The organism is Alphaproteobacteria bacterium (genome assembly GCA_040905865.1).
Lineage (GTDB): Bacteria > Pseudomonadota > Alphaproteobacteria > UBA8366.
The window spans coordinates 1-20368 of record JBBDQU010000070.1 but is presented as its reverse complement, the minus strand read 5'-3'; the positions used below and the strand labels follow the sequence as shown (position 1 = coordinate 20368).

Genomic DNA, 20368 nt, shown 5'->3' with positions numbered 1-20368 from the left:
TTAGATAAAATTTTAGACGAATGCCGGAAATGCTGGTACTAAATCGCTTATGACCGACTCTACCGCAAAGTCGGGGGTACTCCTCGATGCGTTGATGGCCGCTGGCGATATCTCCTATGAATGGGATATCGCCAGTGACCGGATGATTTTTTTTGGCGATGTCGATGCCCTGATCGGCGCCGATCACATGACCGACGGCGCGACATACCAGTCGCATGTCAATGCCGAGGACCAGTCGCGGCGCCTGGAGGCTCTGGCGCATCATGTGTCTGCGGGGGGGCGTTTTGATTGCGAATACCGCCTGCGGCGGCCGGATGGTTCCATCTGCTGGGTGCATGACCGCGGCAGAATCGAAACCGGGCCCGACGGCGGCGCGCACCGTATGACGGGAACGCTGCGGATTATCACCGATCGCAAGTCGGCGGAGGAAGTCCAGCGCGACGCGGCCGTCTACGACGCGCTGACCGGTCATTACAACCAGTCCCGGTTACGGGAATCGCTTGAGCACGCGCTGTCCCATACACAACGATATGTGTCGGAAGGGGGGTATCTGGTTGTCGGAATCGACGGGATGGCCAGCCTGACTGCCGCATATGACGAAACGGTACGGGACAGGATTTTCGTTTCGGTCGGCCAGAAGATTGAGGAATGTGTCCGCACGGCGGATGTGATCGGCCGGCTGGACGCCTTTCGTTTCGGCGTTGTGCTGAGCCATTGCACGGAACCCGGTCTTGCCGCGGTCGCGGACAAGATCATGGCAAAGGTTGCCGCCAGTCCCGTCCTGACCCCCGCCGGCCCCCTGTCGGTCACCGTTTCGGTCGGCGGCGTGCTTTTCCCTTCGGTCGTCAGGACAACGAACGCGGCCATGCATTGCGGGATCCGGGCGCTTGACGATGCGATGCGGCGCGGGGCAGGGAGGTTCGCGTCCTACCGCAAGGCCTCTGCGCCGTTCGGACAGGGCCACGATCAGGAGGATATCGGCGCGTCGCTGATGCAGGCGTTGCGCGACGGTCACGTCGCCTTCGCCTTTCAGCCGGTTATCCGCTCTGCCGACCGTGAAATAGCCTATTACGAAACCCTGTTGCGGATACTGGATGGGGACAATGCGCCGATTCCGGCTTCTGTTTTCGTCCCGGTCGCCGAAAAGCTGGGCTATTCACAGCGCGTTGACCGTTATGTCCTGGACCTCGCCATCGCGGAACTGGAACAGTATCCGGAACTGCATCTGGCGATGAATATTTCCGGACTGACGGTGACCGACCGCGCATGGCTGCGACGTCTGAACGGCGCGGTTGGCGAACGCCCCGATATCGCGCGGCGCCTGATTGTGGAAATAACTGAAACTGCGGAACTGTATGATTTCGAGGATTCGCTGCGTTTCGTCTCGTCCGTGCGCGCGCTTGGCTGCCGCGTATCGCTGGACGATTTTGGCGTCGGCTACACGAATTTCCGCCATTTGCAGACATTTCCGGTCGATACGGTGAAAATTGACGGCGCCTATGTCCGCGGCGTGGCGGACAATGCCGAAAACCAGGAATTCATCGATACCCTGCTTGGAATGACAACGTCATACGGGATCGAAACCGTTGCCGAATGCGTCGAATCCCGGGCCGACCTCGACTTTCTGCTGGGGCGGGGTGTTACCTATCTGCAGGGCTGGGAACTGGGCCGTCCAGCCCTGACTCATCGCGATTTCGCGGACGCCGGTTAGGCGGCGACGGCTCAACTCTCTTTTTTTGACAGCGCGTCGATCTGCATCTGCAGCGCATCCAGTTTCTGCGTCAGCGCGTCGATCTTGTCATCGTCCGCTGCGGCAGGCTTTGCCTGTGCCGATGCATCGGCTTTTTCACCCGTGTTGCCGCCGAACGGCTTGAACAGTTCCATCGCCTTTTCGAACATGTTCATGTTCTGGCGACCAAGGTCGTCCAGCGATCCGATAGGGAAGACATTGCCGAAGGATTCGCGGAGCGTTTCCTGCATCTTTGTCTGATTGTTCATGAAGGTCGACATCGAATGCTCCAGAAAACGCGGCAGCAGCGTCTGTTGCATCGCGTCGCCGTAACAACCGATGACTTGCCGCAGGAAGTCAATCGGTAGCAGGTTCTGCCCCTTCGCTTCCTCTTCGACGATAATCTGGGTCAGGACCGACCGGGTAATGTCCTCGCCGCTCTTGGCGTCGTAGACGACGAAATCGACGTTGTCCTTGACCATCTGGCACAGATATTCCAGCGTTACATAGCTGCTCGTGGCCGTATTGTAGAGCCGCCGATTGGCGTATTTCTTGATCGTGACCGGCGCTCCGGTCTTGCCGTCTGTATCCGCCATGTATCCTCGCAAGGTTGGTGCCAGAATGTTTCAGCATTAACGCATAACATCCTATGCGTCCGCGATCAAAGGATTGCTGCACCGCAACGCATGCGGGCGTCGAATTTCAAAACAACACGGCATCGACGAGAATCGAGCGTTATGCGCGCCGCTCCTTGTTTGCCCCGGCTTGTCACGATATGCTGCGTCGCAAAATGATACGCCGCCAGCTGCTTGCGGCGGGATGGGCGAATTATCACCAGCAGGAGTTATATCATGTCGGATGTTGTTATCGCAGGTGCCGCGCGAACCCCGGTGGGTGCGTTCAATGGCGGCTTGAGTTCGGTTCCCGCTTCGTATCTGGGATCGGTCGCCATCGCCGAGGCGATGAAGCGGGCAAAGGTAGATCCGGGTGAGGTCGATGAAGTCATCATGGGGCAGATCCTGACGGCGGGTACCGGGCAGAACGCCGCCCGTCAGGCCGCCATGGAGGCCGGCATTCCGGTCGAAAAAACCGCTTATCAGATCAATCAGCTTTGCGGCTCCGGGCTGCGGACGGTCGCGCTCGGCTATCAGTCGATCCTCACCGGCGACTGCGACATCGTCGTGGCCGGCGGCCAGGAAAGCATGAGCCAGGCGCCGCATTGCACGCATCTTCGCAACGGTCAGAAAATGGGCGACCTGACGTTCATCGACACGATGCTGAAGGATGGCCTGTTCGACGCGTTCAACGGCTATCACATGGGCAATACGGCGGAAAACGTCGCCCGGCAATGGCAGCTGACCCGCGATGAACAGGACACTTTTGCCGCCGCATCGCAGCAGAAAGCCGAAGCGGCGATGAAGGCGGGCCGGTTTGTCGATGAAATCATCCCTGTCACGATCAAGGGGCGGCGTGGCGATACGGTTGTCGATACGGACGAGCACCCGAAGGCCGGCACGACGGTGGAAACCCTCGGCAAGCTTCGCGCCGCCTTCGAAAAGGACGGCACGGTGACAGCCGGCAACGCATCCGGCATCAATGACGGCGCCGGCGCGACTGTCCTGATGCGGGCGGAAGAAGCGACGAAACGCGGAATTGTGCCGCTCGGCCGGATCGTTTCCTGGGCGACGGCGGGCGTCGATCCGACGATCATGGGCACCGGGCCGATCCCGGCAAGCCGACGCGCGCTGGAGAAAGCCGGCTGGAGCGTCGACGATCTCGACCTGATCGAAGCGAACGAAGCCTTCGCCGCGCAGGCCTGCGCGGTAAATCGCGACCTTGGCTGGGATGTATCGAAGGTCAATGTCAATGGCGGCGCCATCGCGCTCGGCCATCCGATCGGCGCCAGCGGCACCCGTGTGCTTTGCACGCTGCTGTATGAAATGGCCCGCCGCGACGCGAAGAAAGGTCTCGCCACGCTCTGCATCGGCGGCGGCATGGGCATTGCCATGTGCATCGAACGCGACTGACCGATAGCCGGCCCCTGTTTTGGCGTATGACGCTGGTCGCGTGCGACGGTTAATCCGCCCAACGGGTCCTGTTACGCCGCTTGCAGATAGGTGACGGCGTCAGTCGTCACGTTTCGCCAGTTCCCTGCGCGCCAGCGCCACCCAGTAGGACACGCCGTTGGCGATGATGTCGTCGTCGAAATCATAGCGCGGCGCATGGATGAATTCGTCGGATTCTGTTATCCCGTTGCCGATGAAGGCATAGCAGCCGGGCACCTGTTCCAGCATGAAGGCGAAATCCTCGCCGCCCGGCAAAGGGTTCAGATTGGGGTTCACATTGGCCGCGCCGATGGCTTCCTGAGCGGCGGCGATGGCGATGTCGGTCTGTTCGTCCCAGTTGACCGTCGCCGGGTAGCCCCTGGTATAGGTCGATTCCACCGTGCAGCCATGCGCCGTCGCAATCCCGGCGGCCATTTCGGCCAGTCGCCGTTCCAGCAATTCGCGGACCTGCGGCACGAAGCTGCGCGCCGTACCGCCGATGAAGACTTCCGACGGGATGATGTTGAGCGAGCCGATATCGCCGGCGGCGATATGGCCGAGGCTGATGACGCCGGTCAGCAGCGGATCGACATTGCGGCTGACGATGGTCTGCAGCGCCATGGTGAACTGCGCTGCCGGCATGGTCGGGTCGGTGCCCTTGTGCGGCATCGAGCCATGGCCCCCCGTGCCGCGGAAGGTCGCGGTCCAGCGGTCGCTGGCGGCCAGGGTCGGGCCGTGCCGCAATCCGATATGGCCTTTCTCAATGCCGGGCATGTTGTGCAGTCCGTAGACCGCATCGCAGGGAAATTTCTCGAACAGCCCGTCATCGATCATCGCCTTCGCCCCGGCGAGGCCTTCCTCCGCCGGCTGGAAGATGAAGTGCAGCGTGCCGTTGATTTCATCCGATTCCGCCAGATACCGCGCGGCGCCCAGCAGCATCGCCGTATGGCCGTCATGGCCGCAGGCATGCATCTGCCCGTCATGCACGGAGCGATGCTCAAAGGTGTTTTTCTCCTGGATGTACAAAGCATCCATATCGGCGCGCATGCCGATGGCGCGGTTCGAATCGCCGCGACGCAAGGTGCCGACCACGCCGGTCCGACCAAGTCCGCGGTTCACCTCAAGCCCCCAGGATTCGAGGTTCCTGGCGACGATATCCGCCGTCCGGTTCTCCGCATAGGCCATTTCCGGATGTTTGTGAATGTCGCGGCGGATCGCGGTCAGCTCGGCCTCATAGGATTCAATTTTCGCCCGGCGCCTGTCGGATTCCGTATCGGTCATGTCTGTGCTCCCTGCCGTGGCCATGCGAACACCACATCGATCTGCAGTTGCCGCTTCAGCGACCGCGAAAAATTGGTCTCCACGAGCATCAGCGGCGTCATGCCCATTGTATGCAGGTCGTTGAGGAAGGACAGGTAGGTTTCCTCGCCCTGGTAAAGCGGGAACAGCGACAGTTCCATCTGCAGTCCCGTAATCCGTTGCAGTGTCTCGGTTGCGCCGTTCAGCACGTTGCGCTCGAAGCCCTGCGTATCGATTTTCAGAAAAACGTTCGTGGCGTCGCCGATCCATTCCGGCAGCACGGTATCGAGCCGCCGTAGCGGCGCGGTGACGCGTTCGGTGCTGTGCGTTTTCGGCAGGGTCCGCAGCAGGTCGTCGCTGGCATCCAGCGCGCTGCTCATATCGGTGGAATCGGAAACGTTGATCTCGATATCGCCATCGGCGTCGCCGATGGCCATCCGTTCCGCAACGGTCCATTTTTCATCTGCCGCCGCCGCGGCCGTCAGCGATGCATGCGCCGACGGGACCGGTTCGAACGACAGGATACGGCCGTCATACCCCGCCTGCCGGAGGGTCTGGCCCGTCTGGCCCACATTTGCGCCGACATCGACCACGAGATCGACCTGCCTGTCCTGCAGGATGCTGACGATCTTGCCGGGGGTTGTCTTGTCCGTTCGTTTCCGGGAAAAGGGCAGGATCCGCATGGTCAGACCGACGCCTGCGTCCAGGCCCGCTCTCCGGGCGCCGGCGGGTTACGCGGCGGCCCGGCAAAGCATTGCGCGATTTCCATCCATCGGGTTGCAGCATCGCCTGTAACGCTCAGCGATGTATCGGCGATATTCCGGCCCTGCGTGACGACATGGCAGAATTCGGCGGCGCTGCCAGACACACGGCTGTCCGTCGATTCCGATCCGGGGAAATCCCATATGGCGCCGGACGGCGCCGTGAGTGCCACATGCGGCGTTTCCGCCGGCGGCTCCATGCCGCGATTCCGGAACGTCCAGCCGAAGGTCTTTACGCCCAGGACGGCGATATTCTTCAACCTGTCGGTCGGCGTGCGGTGGCGGCGCAGCAGATCGTAGATATCCTGGCCATGCGCCCAGGTCTCCATCTGGCGGGCGGTCGCGGCCGACCGGATGCTCATATCCGGGCCCGACCACTGAACCCGCGAGCGGGGGTCGGCGGCGGCAATCTGACGGCACATTTCCTGAAAATACTCGTACCACTGTGCCATCAGCTTGCGGCCCGTCGCCAGTTCCGGACCCAGCCGGTTACGGGCATCCTCGTCGCCGCGATCCCGCGCTTCCTGCCGCGCCTGCTTGAACATGGCATAGGCGACGGGATCGGTCATGGTCAATACGACGGCCCAGTCGCCGCCATGCAAATGGCCGATGACCTCGTTCACTGTCCAGCCGTTGAAGGGGGTCGGGCGGTTCCAGTCGCTGTCGTCCAGGGAATACAGGAGTTCGAATAGTTCTTCACCTTCTTCGCGAAGATCGGCCGCCTGTTGCTGCATCTATTTTATTTCCGCTTGTTGCCTTGTCCGCGGATGACACCATGCAGCAGGTCGGATGTCCAGTCATCGCCGCTGGCGGGTGACGGGTACCTGCCCGGACATTGCGATAGATCATTGCGCAAGGTTAACAAAATGTGATTTCATTTATTAATGCCCGGGTACTCGCGCGGAACAGAAAGATTTCCCCGGGCGTTCATTCAAGGAGAAGTCAGGCAGGGAACATCGAAGGCAGGCTCGGGAGACAATTGAAATGCTATTGTCGAAATTGCTGAATCGCATGATTCGTGTAGGCACGCTGAGTATCGTCGATGCGGAAGGGCATCGGCACAAGTTCGCCGGTGCGCCGGGGCCCGAAGCGACGGTCAGGCTCCATGACAAGTCTTTGCATCATAAGCTTTTCATCAACCCGGACCTTTATATGGGCGAAGCCTATATGGACGGTACACTGACGATGGAAGATTGCAGCCTGCGGGATTTCCTTCAGGTCGTGATCAGCAATCATGCCTTTGCACGTGACGACCCGATGTATTCGTTTTCCTCAAGCTTGTCGCGAATGACACGCTGGATTCATCAGTACAATCCTGTCTCGCGGTCAAAAGCCAACGTGGCGCATCACTATGATCTCGCGGTGGATTTCTATGATCTGTTTCTGGACCGCGACCGACAGTATTCCTGCGGCTATTTCCGCACACCGGATGAAAGCCTCGAACAGGCGCAACTCGACAAGCGCCTGCATATCGCCGCCAAGCTGTTATTGAAGCCGGGGCAGAAGGTACTGGATATAGGGTCGGGATGGGGCGGCCTGTCCACCTATCTGGCCCGTACCAGCGACGTGAAGGTATCGGGCCTGACCCTTTCCACCGAGCAGTTGCAGGTCGCGAGGCAAATTGCGGCGGAAGAAGGGCTGGGAGACAGGGTGGATTTCCACCTGCGCGATTACCGGGAAGAGACCGGCGCCTATGACCGCATCGTGTCGGTCGGCATGTTCGAGCATGTCGGGGTACGCCATTACGGCGATTTTTTCGCCAAGATCAATGAATTGCTGTCGGCGGACGGGATCTGCCTGCTGCATTCGATCGGCCGGATGTCGGGTCCCGCAGCCACGGCCGGCTGGGTCCGCAAGTACATTTTCCCCGGCGGCTATTCCCCGGCCCTGTCCGAAGTGATGGCGGCGGTGGAGAAAGCGGGGCTCTGGGTGGCCGATATCGAAATCCTGCGGGTGCATTATGCCGATACCCTGCTTGCCTGGCAGCGCCGTTTTGAGGAGAACAGGGCCAGGGCGGCGGAGATGTATGACGAGCGCTTCTGCCGCATGTGGGAGTTCTACCTGGCCATCAGCGAAGCGGTGTTCCGCTATGGGGACCATTTCGTCTTCCAGATGCAGATCGCCAGACAGCGAGACGCCGTGCCGCTGACACGCGATTATGTCACGGACTGGGAGCGCGCGCATGGCGTCGAGGCGGAACCGGTGCGGCTGCGTCCCCGGGCGGGGTGACGCGCTCGACCTCGCGCCGTCACCCCTCTACCGTTTCCGCACGCTAACAGGCAAAACGGAAAGCAAAATCGATGGATCTGCAATTGACGGACAAGGTCGCGCTGGTGACCGGCGCCAGCCGCGGCATCGGTATGGGGGCGGCGAAGGTCCTGGCGGCGGAAGGCTGCCGTATGGCGATCTGTGCGCGGCGTGAAAACCTGCTGGATGGGGTGGCCGATGAAATAGAGGCCGCCGGACATCCGCGCCCGCTGACCATCGTCGAGGATGTTCTGCCGAACGACGCCGGCATGCGTATTCGAAACAGGGTGCTGGGCGTGTTCGGGCGGTGCGATATCCTGATCAATTCGGCGGGCGGGTCGCGCTCGATCCCCTGGAATGCCAGTGACGCGGTCTGGGATGAAGGCATGCTGCTCAATTTCGATGCTGTCCGCCGTCTGACGAACGCCATTGTTCCGTCCATGGTCGAAAACGGTTACGGTCGGGTCATGACCATGACGGGGATCATGGAGCCGGCCGGCGTCAATGTCGCGCTGGCGGCGAAGGCGGCGGTCCATGCCTGGTCGAAGGGCATGGCGCGGGTTCACGCTAAATCGGGTATTACCTTCAACTGCCTGCCGCCCGGCCGTATCAAGAGCGAGCAGATCATGGACCGGCTGCATGCCGACCCGGTCGCCCGCGAACGCTACATCGAAGAGAATATCCCGGTCGGCTATTTCGGCGAACCGGAGGACATGGGGTACCTGATTGCTTTCCTGGCCTCGCCACGGGCTCGTTACATCACCGGCGAGATCATCCATGTCGATGGCGGCATGCACCGATATGCGTTTTAAAGCCGGCGCAGCGCCGGCACCGCCAGCGCCGTTACAAGCCCTGTCGCGACCAGCGCCGCGCCGTTGACCAGCAGCGCATTGCCGACACCGGCCCAGTCCGCGAAGGCGCCCATCTGCAGATGGCCCAGGGGTGCCGCGCCGATGGCCAGCACCCAGACACCCATGGCCCGCCCGCGCAGGTGATTGGCGACGCTGAGCTGCATCATGCTCTGGGTCAGGATATCAGAAGACGTCGCCATGGTGGTGACCATGAAGATCGCCAGCAGCGTCAGCAGCAGCGGACTGTCGACGGACAGCAGCATCAGGCAGGCGCCGAACCCGACAATCACGCACAGAAAGATGATTCCGCGATGTTGTATCGCTCCGGCCAGTGAAAAGGCCAGTCCGGCCGCGATGCCACCCGAGGCCCGCGCCGCGTGCATCAGGCCCAGGCCATCCGCACCGAGCGTCGAACGCACTACCGCAAGTTCCGGCAGCGTCGTCGCGAAGGAAAAACCGAAGATTTCGATGGACGCGGTCACGGCGAGCAGCATCACCAGGATCCGGTTGCTGCCCAGTTCGGCGGCGTATTCGCGCAGGTTCTGCCGGATTGGCGCTCGCACGGTTTCGGCCGCGGCGCCGGCGGTCCGGAAGCCGGAAAACAGCAGGAACGCGAGACCATGCCCCGCCGCGACGGCCAGCAGCGCCGTCGGCGCGCCATATCGATGCATGATCGCGCCCGCCGCAAGCGCACCGACAAGCTGCCCGCTGCGCGATCCCAGGTTGACGAAGCCGATGGCGGCGGTCACCTGCTGTGGGCCGGTGATGTCATAGGCATAGCTGGCGCGCACGGGTTGATGCATCGCGCGCAGGCTGCCGCTGACCAGGGTGAAGCTGATCAGCAGCCACAGCGCGGTAAAATCGAGCACCAGGCAGAGCGCAAACAGCAACAGGTTGACGATCAGGGCGATTTCGATCCCGCGCAGCAGCTTGCGCCGGTCGATCCAGTCCGCCACGACGCCGGACAGCATGCCGAAAACGAAGAACGGCAGGAAATAGACCGCAAGCGTGATTCCGACCCATGCGGTGGAATCCGTAATCCGCAGTACCAGCAGTCCGATGATGACATGTTCGCCGGTCATGCCCTGCTGGTTGAAGGCCGCGCCGGCCAGCAGGCGGCGGAAATCCGCGTCGCGCAGCAATGGCAGCCGGATCATGGCGTCGTCGCAACCAGGGCGGTCACGCGGTCACAGCGCGTTACAGGGCTGTCGCAGCGTCCGCCAGATATGCGATGACGGTGTGTTGTCGTGGCCCAGGGGCTGGTCGCCCATCTCCCTGATTTGCTGTCCCTCCAGCGCGTCCGCACGTTCCGAAAGCGATTTCATGGCGACCATGATGTGCCTCCCCGTTTTGCGGGCGCCACCCGCCTGAAACATCGTCAGGCTACGGGTCATCCGCAGACCCGTCAATTGAGGAGACGGTATAAGGATGCAGCAGTGATATGCTAATGTATCCAGCGGTACCCGACGCTCGAACTTACGCTTTGTTAACGGTAATTCCTGTTAATTCGATTCGCGATATTGCCTGATGCTATCGCCGTTCGCCACTTCTCATGGCGCATGAATAGGTGTAATCACAGTGATATCGTTGCAGCATGATTTCGCGGCCGGCGCCATGGCGGTGTTTGGTGTGCGCTCAAAAAGAGGAGGGGATCCGCCCGTGACTGGTCAAGACAGCCTGAAGACACGCCGTACGCTGAATGTGAACGGCAAGTCCTACGACTATTATTCCGTTGAAGCCGCCGGCGAAGCGCTGGGCGTCGATTTCACCCGGCTGCCCTATTCGATGAAGGTGCTGCTGGAAAACCTGCTGCGCTTCGAAAACGGCCGCAGCGTCAAGGTCGACGATATCAAGGCAATCGGCGACTGGCTGACGGAGCGTACCAGTACGCGGGAAATTGCCTATCAGCCGACGCGCGTGCTGCTGCAGGATTTTACCGGTGTTCCCGCTGTTGTCGATCTCGCGGCGATGCGCGACGCCTTCATCAAGCTGGGCGGCGATGCCAAGCGGATCAACCCGCTGTCGCCGGTCGATCTCGTCATCGACCATTCGGTGCAGATCGATTACTCCGGTTCGGCCGATGCCTTCCGCCTGAATGTGGAAAAGGAATTCGAACGCAATACCGAACGCTATGAATTCCTGCGCTGGGGCCAGGGCGCGTTTGACAATTTCCGGGTCGTACCGCCGGGCACGGGCATCTGCCATCAGGTGAATCTCGAATACCTGTCCCAGGTCGTCTGGACCGACAACAAGGCCGGCGGCAATACGCTGGCCTATCCGGATACGGTCGTCGGCACGGACAGCCACACGACGATGGTCAACGGGCTTGGCGTTCTCGCCTGGGGCGTCGGCGGTATCGAGGCGGAAGCCGTGATGCTGGGCCAGCCGGTCTCCATGGTCATGCCGGAAGTCATCGGCTTCCGCATGACCGGCGTGCCGAAGGAAGGCACGACCGCGACCGACATTGTCCTGACCGTGGTGCAGATGCTGCGCGCGCGCGGTGTGGTCGGCAAGTTCGTCGAATTCTTCGGTCCGGGTCTCGATCACCTGTCGCTGGCCGATGCCGCGACCATGGCCAATATGGCGCCGGAATATGGCGCGACCTGCGGCATCTTCCCGATCGATTCCGAAACCATCAATTACCTGACCTTCACGGGCCGCGATGCCGACCGCATCGCACTGGTCGAAGCTTACGCCAAGGCGCAGGGTATGTGGCGCGATTCCAGCACGCCGGAACCGATCTTCACCGATACGCTGGAACTCGACCTGTCGACGGTGGAACCCTGTCTCGCCGGACCGAAGCGTCCCCAGGATCGCGTGTTGTTGTCCGATATGACCAGGTCGGCGGCAGCGGCCATGACCGATATGGGCAGCGGCAAGTCAACCCCGGTCGCCGGCAAGGACTATTCCATCGATCCCGGCGATATCGTGATCGCGGCGATCACGAGCTGCACCAATACTTCGAACCCGGCCGTGTTGCTGGCCGCCGGTCTGGTGGCGCGGAATGCCCGTGCGAAGGGCCTTTCGCCCAAGCCCTGGGTGAAAACGTCGTTTGCGCCGGGCAGCCAGGTCGTGACCGACTATATGATTGCCGCCGGGCTGCAGGAGCACATGGATGCGATGGGCTTTGGCCTCGTCGGCTATGGCTGCACGACCTGTATCGGCAACTCCGGTCCGCTGGACGAAGCCATCGAGGAAGCGATCAACGAGGGCGATGTTGCCGTTGCCGCGGTGCTTTCCGGGAACCGCAACTTCGAAGGCCGCGTCCACCCGCTGACACTGCTGAACTACCTCGCCTCGCCGCCGCTGGTGGTGGCGTATTCGCTGGTCGGGTCGCTGAACGTCGATCTGGTCAAGGATTCGCTGGGTGACGACCAGGACGGCAATCCCGTCTACCTGAAGGACATCTGGCCGACCAACAAGGAAATCAACGACCTGATCCAGTCGGTTTTGACGGCGGAAATGTTCCGCGCCCGCTACGACAACGTGGCGCAGGGACCCGAACAGTGGCAGGCAATCCCGGCATCGGGCAGCCTGACCTATAAATGGAGCGCCGGTTCGACCTATGTCCAGAATCCGCCATACTTCGAAGGCATGAAGATGGAACTGGACCCGCTCAGCGATATCCGCGGGGCGCGGTCGATTGCGCTGCTGGCCGATTCGATCACGACCGACCATATCTCGCCGGCGGGATCGATCCAGCAGAGCGGCCCGGCCGGAACCTATCTGACCGAACATCAGGTTCGCCCGGGTGAATTCAATTCCTACGGGTCGCGGCGCGGCAATCATCAGGTCATGATGCGCGGCACCTTCGCCAATATCCGCATCCGCAACGAGGCGGCGCCGAATACCGAAGGCGGCGTGACGACGCATCAGCCCAGCGGCGATGTCATGCCGATCTTCGATGCGGCCCAGCGCTACCAGAGCGAGGGGGTGCCGACGATCGTCATCGGCGGCAAGGAATACGGCACCGGTTCGTCGCGCGACTGGGCGGCGAAAGGGACGCGGCTGCTCGGCATCAAGGCCGTTATTGTGGAAAGCTTCGAACGGATTCATCGTTCCAACCTGGTCGGCATGGGCGTGCTGCCATTGCAGTTCAAGGACGGTCAGAACCGCAAATCCCTGAAGCTGGATGGTACCGAAGTCTTCGATATTACCGGTTTCGCGCACGGGATCGAGCCGGGAATGGATATCGACTGCACGATCACCCGCAAGGATGGCAGCAGCGAAAAGATCACGCTGCTGTGTCGTATCGATACGGCGGATGAGGTCGAGTACTTCCGCAATGGCGGAATTCTGCAATACGTGTTGCGCAACATGATGCAGGCCGCCGCGTAACGACAGTCGGCGGGGACAACGAAACAGGCCGGAATCCGTGCGAGGCGGGGATTCCGGCCTGTTCTCGAAAGGCTCACCTACATTTGATTCGGTATGAGCTATCAACCGGTTATATTACGCGCCATGCAGATACCGATGAGATACGCGTTCGCGCTGGCCGCGCTGTTCCTTGCCCATGCCGGAATGGCGCCTGACGTGGCGGCCGGCGAAGCGAAATCGCCGGTTGTCGTCGAACTGTTTACCAGCCAGGGATGTTCCTCCTGCCCGCCGGCGGAAGCCTATTTGCGGGAACTCGCGGACCGGCCGGATATCATCGCCCTGGAACTGCATGTCGATTACTGGGATTACATCGGCTGGAAGGACCCATTCGCAGCCCATGCCTTTGTGGAACGGCAGCGCAACTACAGCGGCAACCTTGGCGAACGGTACGTTTACACGCCGCAGATGGTGATCGGCGGCCGGACACATGCGGTCGGCTCGGACCGCAGCCAGGTTGAGGCCGCGATCAGGTCGGTTCGCGATCAGATGTCGCCGGGGCCGTCGCTTGTCCTGTCGCGCGACGGGGATAAAATTCAGGTCCAGATTGGCGCAATCGACAGCGGCGACACCTTTGATGTCTACTTCGTGACTTACGATGCGAAACATGTCACGAAAATTCAGCGCGGTGAAAATCGCGGTATGACCCTGATCAACAGGAACATCGTGCGCACGTTCGAACATATCGGTAATTGGGTGGGAAAGCCGCTGGACCTGACGGTCTCCCTCGCCGGCAAGAAAGGCGATGGCGGTTGTGCTGTTCTGGTCCAGGAACAGGATGCAGGTCCCATTCTTACGGCCGCATCGTTGCCATTTGCCCCGCGCTGAGAATACGGCGCCGGTCCTGGCGCTTGCTATTTCAGACGCCTGTTTCTAAAGCAATCAGGCATATTCTTCTTTTCATGAAATCGTGAGTATTCCTGTGCCAAACCAGATCGATATTCCCACACCCTATGAACTGCCCGGCAGCGTCGTCATCCCGGAATGGATCGACCATAACGGCCATATGAACGTGGCGAACTATCTGCGCGCCTTCGATACGGCCGCGGATGCGCTGGGAACCTATGTGGGGCTGTCGCGCGAATACAAGCAGCGGACCAACAGCGCGACGTTCGTCGGGAATGTCCATATCTCCTATCGGCGCGAGGTACGGGAAGGGGACCCGCTGCGGTTCACCGGCCGGATCATCGCCTGCGATGCGAAGCGGGTGCATTCCTGGGTGGAAATGTACCACGCGACGGAAGGCTATCTGTCGGCGACGGCCGAATTCCTCGACCTGCACGTGGACATGGCAACCCGCCGCGTGGCGCCCATGGGGGCCGATATCCTGGCGCGGATCGAGGCGGTCCGCGATGCCCATGCGGCACTGCCACGGCCGGAAGGGCTGGGCCGGGTGATTCACGTTCCGGGCAGTTGATCCATTATTGCCGTATCGGTCCCGGCTGATTAAGGATACGGGAACCGTTCCATGCGGGCGGGCCGATTTTTCATTGGGAGGAATTTCATGGCCAGTGCCGAACTGCAGAAGGTGATCGCCGCCAGGCGCGCCAATGCCTATACCCCTGATTCGACGATCGAACAGCTGCGCGCCGAAACCGAAGCCCGGGGCGGCGCGCCGCTGATCGACGGCGCGACGCACCAACCGGCCAGCGCCAACGGCGTGCCGGGTGAATGGGTCGATGCGGCGAACGCGGCGAAGGACAGGGTCTTTCTCTTCCTGCATGGCGGCGGATATTACCGCGGTTCGGCGGCGTCCTCGCGAACGACCTCGGCGCGGATTTCGGCTGCCTGTGGCGCCCGGGTCTACGCTATCGATTACCGGCTGGCGCCGGAGCATGCGTTTCCGGCGGCTGTCGACGATGCGCTGACGGCCTATCGCTGGCTACTGGATCAGGGTATCGACGCGGGCAAGATTGCGGTCGGCGGAATTTCGGCCGGCGGCGGATTGACGCTCGCGCTGCTGTTGCGGCTGAAGGAAACCGGCCTGCCGCAGCCGGCGGCGGCATTTCCGATGAGCGCCTGGACCGATCTGACCCAGAGCGGCGAAACTTTTGTCACCAGGGCCGATGTGGACCCGGCGATCAGCAAGCCCTATCTCGATCGCATGGCCGGGCTGTATCTGGCCGGCGCCGACCCGAAAACGCCACAGGCGTCGCCCTTGTTTGGCGACCTTACCGGTTTGCCGCCGATTCTGGTGCATGTGGGCACGGCGGAAACGCTGCTGGACGACAGCAGGCTGTTTGCCGAAAGGGCCCGGGCGGCCGGCGTGGATATCACCTATGAGGCCTGGGAAGACATGATTCATGGCTGGCACGCCTTCGGCGATGTCCTGCCGGAAGCGCGAGAGGCCATTCTCGGCATCGGCGAATTCTACCGCGGGCAGGTGCCCGCGTGATCGATACCGATTTCGAAGCCGCGCTCGCCAATCGGCTGACCGACGCGAAATTCCCGCAGCTGCCGAATTTCGAGCGCGGCAAGGTGCGCGAATCCTATGACCTGCCGGATGGCCGGCGGGTGATGATCGCGACCGACCGGCAATCGGCCTTCGACCTCGTGCTGGCGGCGGTGCCCTATAAGGGGCAGGTGCTGAACGAGACGGCGAAATTCTGGTTCGAACAGACCGCGGACCTCTGCCCCAACCACGTGCTCGAATATCCCGACCCCAATGTGATCATCGGCCGGCGGCTGACCATGCTGCGGGTGGAAATGGTGGTCCGCGCCTATCTGACCGGCTCCACCAGCACCAGCATCTGGCCGATGTATGAACGCGGTGAGCGCACTGTTTATGGTCACACGCTGCCGGAGGGCATGGTCAAGAACCAGCCGCTGGAACAGACAATCATTACCCCGTCGACGAAGGGCATGGGCGATGTGCACGATGTTGCGACCACGGCGGACCGTCTGCTTGCCGACGGCATCGTCACGCCGGCGCAATGGGAGGAACTGTGCGCGCGCAGCTTCGCCATCTTCGCGCGGGGGCAGGAAATCGCCGCGCGCCACGGGCTGATCCTGGTCGACACCAAGTATGAATTCGGCGTCGATGAAAATGGCACGATCACCCTGGCGGATGAGGTGCATACGCCGGATTCCAGCCGCTACTGGATTGCCGACAGCTATGACGAGCGCTTTGCCGCGGGCCGGGAACCGGACAGCCTGGACAAGGAATTCCTGCGGCTGTGGATCAACGCCCGTTGCGACCCCTACAAGGATCCGATACCGGAAATACCGGCTGAAACCCTGCAGGATTTCAGTGGCCGTTATATCCGACTATACGAAAAAGTCACCGGATTGCGGTTTGAACGGCCGCCACCGGGTGTGTCCGTCCGTGACAGGATCGAGAACAATCTGCGCCGCGCCCTGCCGGAATATTTCGCCGGTTAAACCGGGCCCGGGCCATCCGGATTGACAGCGCCGCGACCGTGGCGTTCATTTGTCAAGGCGGCACACGGCGTCAGTGTGGTTGCCGAAGCAGGAAAACGGGACATGGATGAGTTCGATTTTATCATTGTTGGTGCGGGTTCGGCGGGTTGCGTACTCGCCAACCGGCTGACCGAGGACCCGAAAATCCGGGTGCTGCTGCTCGAAGCCGGACCGAGAGACAGCAACCCGTTCATCCATATTCCTGCCGGCTTCTTCAAGACCCTGTATGACAGGAAGGTCAACTGGTGTTTCAGCACCGAGAAGGAGGAAGCCTGGGGTAACCGCGCCATCCACTGGCCGCGCGGCAAGGTTCTGGGCGGCTCGTCGTCGATCAACGGTCACCTGATCGTGCGCGGACAGCCCGACGACTATAACGGCTGGGCGCAACTGGGCGCGCGCGGCTGGGCCTTCGACGATATCGCGGATTATTTCAGGAAATTCGAGAATTCTCAGGTCGGCGACCCGCCGGTGCGCGGCAAGGGCGGACCGATCAATGTGCGCGAACCGGTCGAAAAGCATCCGCTGACCGAACGCTTTATCGAGGCCTGCGTTGAATCCGGCATCAAGCGCAACAGCGATTATAATGGCGTCGCGCAGGAAGGCGTCGGTTATTTCCAGCATGCAATCCTGAATGGTCGCCGACAGAGCACCGCGCAGACCTATCTGAAACTGGCGCGGAACCGCCCCAACCTGCGCATCGAAACCGAAGCGCCGACCCGCCGCATCGTGGTCGAAGGCGGCCGGGTGACCGGTGTCGAATATGAACAGAACGGCCAGACGAAGCGCGCGAAGGCGGGGCGCGAGGTATTGTTGTCTTCGGGATCCATCGGCTCGCCGCAATTGCTGGAACTCTCCGGCATCGGCGATGGCGAACGGTTGAAGACGCTGGGTATCGACGTGGTGCACAATCTGCCCGGCGTCGGCGAGAACCTGCAGGACCATTATCTCGCCCGGATGTCGTTCAGGGTCAAGGGCGCCGGCACCTATAACGAGAGATCGCGCGGTATCCGCCTCGGCATCGAAGTATTCAAATATGCGCTGACCCGCAAAGGCATGCTGACCGCGGCGCCCGGCAATGTCAGCGCTTCGGTCAGGGTGATGCCCGGCGTGGACAATCCGGACGTGCAGTTTACCTTTGCCCCGGCCAGCTATGTCGACGGCCTGATCGGCGTGCTGAACGATTTCCCCGGCATGACCTGCGGTTTCTGGCAGCATCGTCCGGCCAGCACCGGTTCGCTGCATTGCGTCTCGAAGGATCCGTCGGTCCAGCCGAGCATACGGCCGAATTATCTGGGGGAACAGATCGACCGGGACACGGCGGTGGCATCCGCCAGGATGGTGCGGCGAATTTTCAGCCAACCTGCCATTGCCCGGCATGTGGAGAGCGAAGTTTTCCCCGGCGCGGATATCCGCAGCGACGACGAGATCCTCGGCTATATTCGCAACAGCGGCGCCACCGTCTATCACCCGATCGGGACCTGCAAGATGGGCAGCGATCCCATGGCGGTTGTCGATCCGCAACTCCGCATGCATGGCCTGCAGGGCATCCGTGTTATCGATGCTTCGGTCATGCCCCGCATGGTATCCGCCAATACCAATGCCGCGACTTTGATGATCGCGGAAAAAGGTGCTGATATGATCAAGGCTTCAATGCGGTAGCTATCATTCCATACTGACAAGCACTCCAACAGATACAGGGACTTTCCACTCATGAATTCAGACGTCGTTGCCCAACTCGCTCCGAACGGCACATTGCGCGCCGCAATCAACATGTCCAATTTCCTGCTTGTCACAAGCAAGACCCCCGATGGCCTGCCTGTCGGCGTATCTGCCTCGGTGGCGAAGGCCATTGCCGACAAGCTGGGCGTAAAACTGCAACTGCTGCCCTACAAGACGCCGGGTGAAATCTCCGACGACGCCGGCACCGGCAAATGGGATATCGGCAATATCGGCGCCGAGCCGCAGCGGGCGATGAAGATGGACTTCACCGCCGCCTATGCCGAAATCCAGTCGACCTACATGGTGCCGCCGGGCTCGCCGATCCAGACCATCGCGGATGTCGACAAACCGGGTAACCGCATCTCGGTTTCCGGGCGCAGCGCCTATGGCCTGTGGCTCGAAAACAACATCAAGCACGCAACCCTGATGCCGACCGAAGGGCTGGACGGCTCCTTCAACCAGTTCGTCGACCAGAAGCTCGAAGTCCTGGCCGGGTTGCGTCCGCGACTCGTCGAAGATGTCGAGAAAATGCCGGGCGCGCGCATTCTGGACGGCCAGTTCAGCGCCGTGCAACAGGCGGTCGGCTGCAACAAGGGCAATGACGCGGCGGCCAAATTCCTGACGGAGTATATCGAGGAGTTGAAAAGATCCGGCTTTATCGGCGAACTGATCGAAAAATTCGGCGTCACCGGCCGTCTGTCCGTCGCGCCGCCGGCCTGAAAGCGGAGCCGGGGCGGGCCTGCGGGTCCGCCCCTTATCCGGCCCGTATCCGGGGACGCTGAACTACAAACGACAGGACCATATTGCATGCCGCGCGCCACCCGTCTGCTTGACCGTCCCATCATCACGCCGGACAGCCATCCCTCGATCGGGGTGAACATCCAGGGACCGTCCCTGATCCGCGTGCCGGACTGGGTCGCGGACCCGCTGGGCCGTTACTACCTGTATTTTGCCGACCACAAGGGCAGCTATATCCGGCTCGCCTATGCCGATGCCCTGACCGGGCCGTGGCGGATCCATGAACCCGGCAGCCTGCATCTGCGCGACTCGCTGTTTCCGACCGAACCGCCCGAAGCGCCGGCGGACGCGCCACGTGAATACGAACCGGCCAGTTTGCCGGCGGAGCGCCGGTCGCATAGCTATCATACCGAGGCGAGCACGCCGCATATCGCCTCGCCGGATGTGCATGTGGACGATGAAAACCGCCGCATCGTGATGTATTTCCACGGGCTGGAAAGCTACGCGAAACAGGCGACGCGGGTTGCGGTTTCCGCCGACGGAATCGCGTTCTCGGCGCGTCCGGAAATCCTCGGCCGCACGTATTTCCGCGTTTTCCGGCATGGCGATTACACCTATGCGCTGGCGATGCCGGGACAGCTTTACCGGTCGCGCGACGGGCTGTCCGGTTTCGAGGCGGGGCCCGTGCTGTTCAATCCGCATATGCGCCATTCGGCCGTGTTCATCCGCGACGGCGCGCTGCAGGTCTTCTGGACCGAGGTCGGTAACGCGCCGGAGACCATCCTGCTCAGCAGTATCGATCTCGCGGGTGACTGGACGGGCTGGAAGGAGAGCGATCCGGTGGAAATCCTGCGGCCGGAATTCGACTGGGAAGGCGCCGACGCGCCGCTGGAACCGTCAATACGCAGCACGGCTTACGGCCAAGTCAATCAGTTGCGGGATCCGGCGGTGTATATTGAAGATGACGTGGTCTATCTGCTCTACGCCGTGGCGGGCGAAGGCGGTATCGCCATCGCGCGTGTGGATATGGACGGGTGAGGCTGCATGAATAGTCTGGCCAGATTCTTGCTGATGCGGATGCGGGAGCGGTTGTGGCTGAAACCGCTGACATTCTGTGTGCTGGCGGTGGGGGCAGGGTACAATCATGAATCGTTAACGTGCGAGGATTTCGGCGCGGAATGCCGG

Annotated in this window: 18 protein-coding genes; 12 read left to right on the top strand and 6 right to left on the bottom strand. The window is 61.6% G+C overall.

The window, feature by feature from the left end; genetic code table 11:
• The first annotated feature begins 49 nt into the window (after nucleotides 1–49).
• Nucleotides 50–1711 (top strand): EAL domain-containing protein, encoded by a 1662-nt coding sequence (locus WD767_15450; GenBank protein ID MEX2617488.1) that lies wholly within the window; start codon nucleotides 50–52, stop codon nucleotides 1709–1711.
• Between the two features lie 11 nt (nucleotides 1712–1722).
• On the opposite strand, the gene phaR is transcribed toward WD767_15450, so the two are convergent.
• On the bottom strand, nucleotides 1723–2325 hold the full coding sequence (gene phaR, locus WD767_15445; GenBank protein ID MEX2617487.1) for a polyhydroxyalkanoate synthesis repressor PhaR: 603 nt from the start codon (nucleotides 2323–2325) through the stop codon (nucleotides 1723–1725).
• A 255-nt stretch (nucleotides 2326–2580) separates the two neighbouring features.
• Here phaR and WD767_15440 point away from each other — a divergent pair, with 255 nt between their 5' ends.
• Entirely contained in the window at nucleotides 2581–3756 is a 1176-nt protein-coding gene (locus WD767_15440; GenBank protein MEX2617486.1) for an acetyl-CoA C-acetyltransferase, read from the top strand.
• Nucleotides 3757–3855: 99 nt separating this feature from the next.
• Here WD767_15440 and WD767_15435 read toward each other — a convergent pair whose 3' ends face one another.
• From WD767_15435 to WD767_15425, 3 genes are read right to left on the bottom strand one after another with little or no spacing between them, the layout of a single operon-like run.
• The gene (locus WD767_15435; GenBank protein ID MEX2617485.1) at nucleotides 3856–5055 is read right to left on the bottom strand and encodes a M20 aminoacylase family protein; all 1200 of its coding nucleotides are present in this window, start codon (nucleotides 5053–5055) and stop codon (nucleotides 3856–3858) included.
• The gene (locus WD767_15430; protein MEX2617484.1) at nucleotides 5052–5756 is read right to left on the bottom strand and encodes an FkbM family methyltransferase; all 705 of its coding nucleotides are present in this window, start codon (nucleotides 5754–5756) and stop codon (nucleotides 5052–5054) included. The genes WD767_15435 and WD767_15430 overlap by 4 nt, the downstream gene beginning before the upstream one ends.
• Nucleotides 5757–5758: 2 nt before the next feature.
• Nucleotides 5759–6568, bottom strand: a complete 810-nt coding sequence (locus WD767_15425; GenBank protein ID MEX2617483.1) for a TIGR03084 family metal-binding protein — start codon at nucleotides 6566–6568, stop codon at nucleotides 5759–5761.
• A gap of 250 nt (nucleotides 6569–6818) precedes the next feature.
• On the opposite strand from WD767_15425, the gene WD767_15420 reads away from it, so the two are divergent.
• Nucleotides 6819–8063, top strand: a complete 1245-nt coding sequence (locus WD767_15420; protein ID MEX2617482.1) for a cyclopropane-fatty-acyl-phospholipid synthase family protein — start codon at nucleotides 6819–6821, stop codon at nucleotides 8061–8063.
• 71 nt (nucleotides 8064–8134) lie between these two features.
• Complete coding sequence (locus WD767_15415) at nucleotides 8135–8893, top strand: SDR family oxidoreductase (protein MEX2617481.1); 759 nt, start codon at nucleotides 8135–8137, stop codon at nucleotides 8891–8893.
• Here WD767_15415 and WD767_15410 read toward each other — a convergent pair.
• Nucleotides 8890–10089: an MFS transporter gene (locus WD767_15410; GenBank protein MEX2617480.1), complete on the bottom strand. Its 1200-nt coding sequence runs from the start codon at nucleotides 10087–10089 to the stop codon at nucleotides 8890–8892. The two genes, WD767_15415 and WD767_15410, sit on opposite strands and share 4 nt — an antisense overlap.
• A gap of 30 nt (nucleotides 10090–10119) precedes the next feature.
• A complete protein-coding gene (locus tag WD767_15405) occupies nucleotides 10120–10266 on the bottom strand; it encodes a hypothetical protein (protein ID MEX2617479.1) in 147 nt (48 codons plus the stop codon).
• Between the two features lie 280 nt (nucleotides 10267–10546).
• Here WD767_15405 and acnA point away from each other — a divergent pair, with 280 nt between their 5' ends.
• The 8 genes from acnA to WD767_15365 all read left to right on the top strand — a co-directional run bounded on the left by acnA (nucleotide 10547) and on the right by WD767_15365 (nucleotide 20221).
• A complete protein-coding gene (acnA, locus tag WD767_15400; protein MEX2617478.1) occupies nucleotides 10547–13270 on the top strand; it encodes an aconitate hydratase AcnA in 2724 nt (907 codons plus the stop codon).
• 135 nt (nucleotides 13271–13405) lie between these two features.
• Nucleotides 13406–14134, top strand: coding sequence for a DUF1223 domain-containing protein (locus WD767_15395; GenBank protein MEX2617477.1), 729 nt, complete (start codon nucleotides 13406–13408; stop codon nucleotides 14132–14134).
• Nucleotides 14135–14216: 82 nt separating this feature from the next.
• Nucleotides 14217–14723 carry a thioesterase family protein gene (locus tag WD767_15390; GenBank protein MEX2617476.1) on the top strand — a complete coding sequence of 169 codons (507 nt, stop codon included), beginning with the start codon at nucleotides 14217–14219 and terminating at the stop codon, nucleotides 14721–14723.
• A gap of 87 nt (nucleotides 14724–14810) precedes the next feature.
• Nucleotides 14811–15701: an alpha/beta hydrolase gene (locus WD767_15385; GenBank protein ID MEX2617475.1), complete on the top strand. Its 891-nt coding sequence runs from the start codon at nucleotides 14811–14813 to the stop codon at nucleotides 15699–15701.
• Nucleotides 15698–16687, top strand: coding sequence for a phosphoribosylaminoimidazolesuccinocarboxamide synthase (locus WD767_15380; protein ID MEX2617474.1), 990 nt, complete (start codon nucleotides 15698–15700; stop codon nucleotides 16685–16687). Before WD767_15385 ends, WD767_15380 begins: the two co-directional genes overlap by 4 nt.
• Nucleotides 16688–16789: 102 nt before the next feature.
• A complete protein-coding gene (locus WD767_15375) occupies nucleotides 16790–18385 on the top strand; it encodes a GMC family oxidoreductase N-terminal domain-containing protein (GenBank protein MEX2617473.1) in 1596 nt (531 codons plus the stop codon).
• 51 nt (nucleotides 18386–18436) lie between these two features.
• Nucleotides 18437–19165 (top strand): transporter substrate-binding domain-containing protein, encoded by a 729-nt coding sequence (locus WD767_15370; protein ID MEX2617472.1) that lies wholly within the window; start codon nucleotides 18437–18439, stop codon nucleotides 19163–19165.
• A gap of 87 nt (nucleotides 19166–19252) precedes the next feature.
• Nucleotides 19253–20221 (top strand): hypothetical protein, encoded by a 969-nt coding sequence (locus WD767_15365; protein MEX2617471.1) that lies wholly within the window; start codon nucleotides 19253–19255, stop codon nucleotides 20219–20221.
• Nucleotides 20222–20368 lie beyond the last annotated feature (147 nt).

What these genes read in the sequence shown, in the direction of transcription:
- WD767_15410 (MEX2617480.1), bottom strand. Translation starts at nt 10,089, where the DNA reads ATGATCCGGCTGCCATTGCTGCGCGACGCGGATTTCCGCCGCCTGCTG.
- WD767_15375 (MEX2617473.1), top strand. Translation starts at nt 16,790, where the DNA reads ATGGATGAGTTCGATTTTATCATTGTTGGTGCGGGTTCGGCGGGTTGC.
- WD767_15450 (MEX2617488.1), top strand. Translation starts at nt 50, where the DNA reads ATGACCGACTCTACCGCAAAGTCGGGGGTACTCCTCGATGCGTTGATG.
- WD767_15370 (MEX2617472.1), top strand. Translation starts at nt 18,437, where the DNA reads ATGAATTCAGACGTCGTTGCCCAACTCGCTCCGAACGGCACATTGCGC.
- WD767_15395 (MEX2617477.1), top strand. Translation starts at nt 13,406, where the DNA reads ATGAGATACGCGTTCGCGCTGGCCGCGCTGTTCCTTGCCCATGCCGGA.
- WD767_15365 (MEX2617471.1), top strand. Translation starts at nt 19,253, where the DNA reads ATGCCGCGCGCCACCCGTCTGCTTGACCGTCCCATCATCACGCCGGAC.
- WD767_15415 (MEX2617481.1), top strand. Translation starts at nt 8,135, where the DNA reads ATGGATCTGCAATTGACGGACAAGGTCGCGCTGGTGACCGGCGCCAGC.
- WD767_15385 (MEX2617475.1), top strand. Translation starts at nt 14,811, where the DNA reads ATGGCCAGTGCCGAACTGCAGAAGGTGATCGCCGCCAGGCGCGCCAAT.
- WD767_15420 (MEX2617482.1), top strand. Translation starts at nt 6,819, where the DNA reads ATGCTATTGTCGAAATTGCTGAATCGCATGATTCGTGTAGGCACGCTG.
- acnA (MEX2617478.1), top strand. Translation starts at nt 10,547, where the DNA reads ATGGCGGTGTTTGGTGTGCGCTCAAAAAGAGGAGGGGATCCGCCCGTG.
- WD767_15435 (MEX2617485.1), bottom strand. Translation starts at nt 5,055, where the DNA reads ATGACCGATACGGAATCCGACAGGCGCCGGGCGAAAATTGAATCCTAT.
- WD767_15405 (MEX2617479.1), bottom strand. Translation starts at nt 10,266, where the DNA reads ATGGTCGCCATGAAATCGCTTTCGGAACGTGCGGACGCGCTGGAGGGA.
- phaR (MEX2617487.1), bottom strand. Translation starts at nt 2,325, where the DNA reads ATGGCGGATACAGACGGCAAGACCGGAGCGCCGGTCACGATCAAGAAA.
- WD767_15430 (MEX2617484.1), bottom strand. Translation starts at nt 5,756, where the DNA reads ATGCGGATCCTGCCCTTTTCCCGGAAACGAACGGACAAGACAACCCCC.
- WD767_15425 (MEX2617483.1), bottom strand. Translation starts at nt 6,568, where the DNA reads ATGCAGCAACAGGCGGCCGATCTTCGCGAAGAAGGTGAAGAACTATTC.
- WD767_15440 (MEX2617486.1), top strand. Translation starts at nt 2,581, where the DNA reads ATGTCGGATGTTGTTATCGCAGGTGCCGCGCGAACCCCGGTGGGTGCG.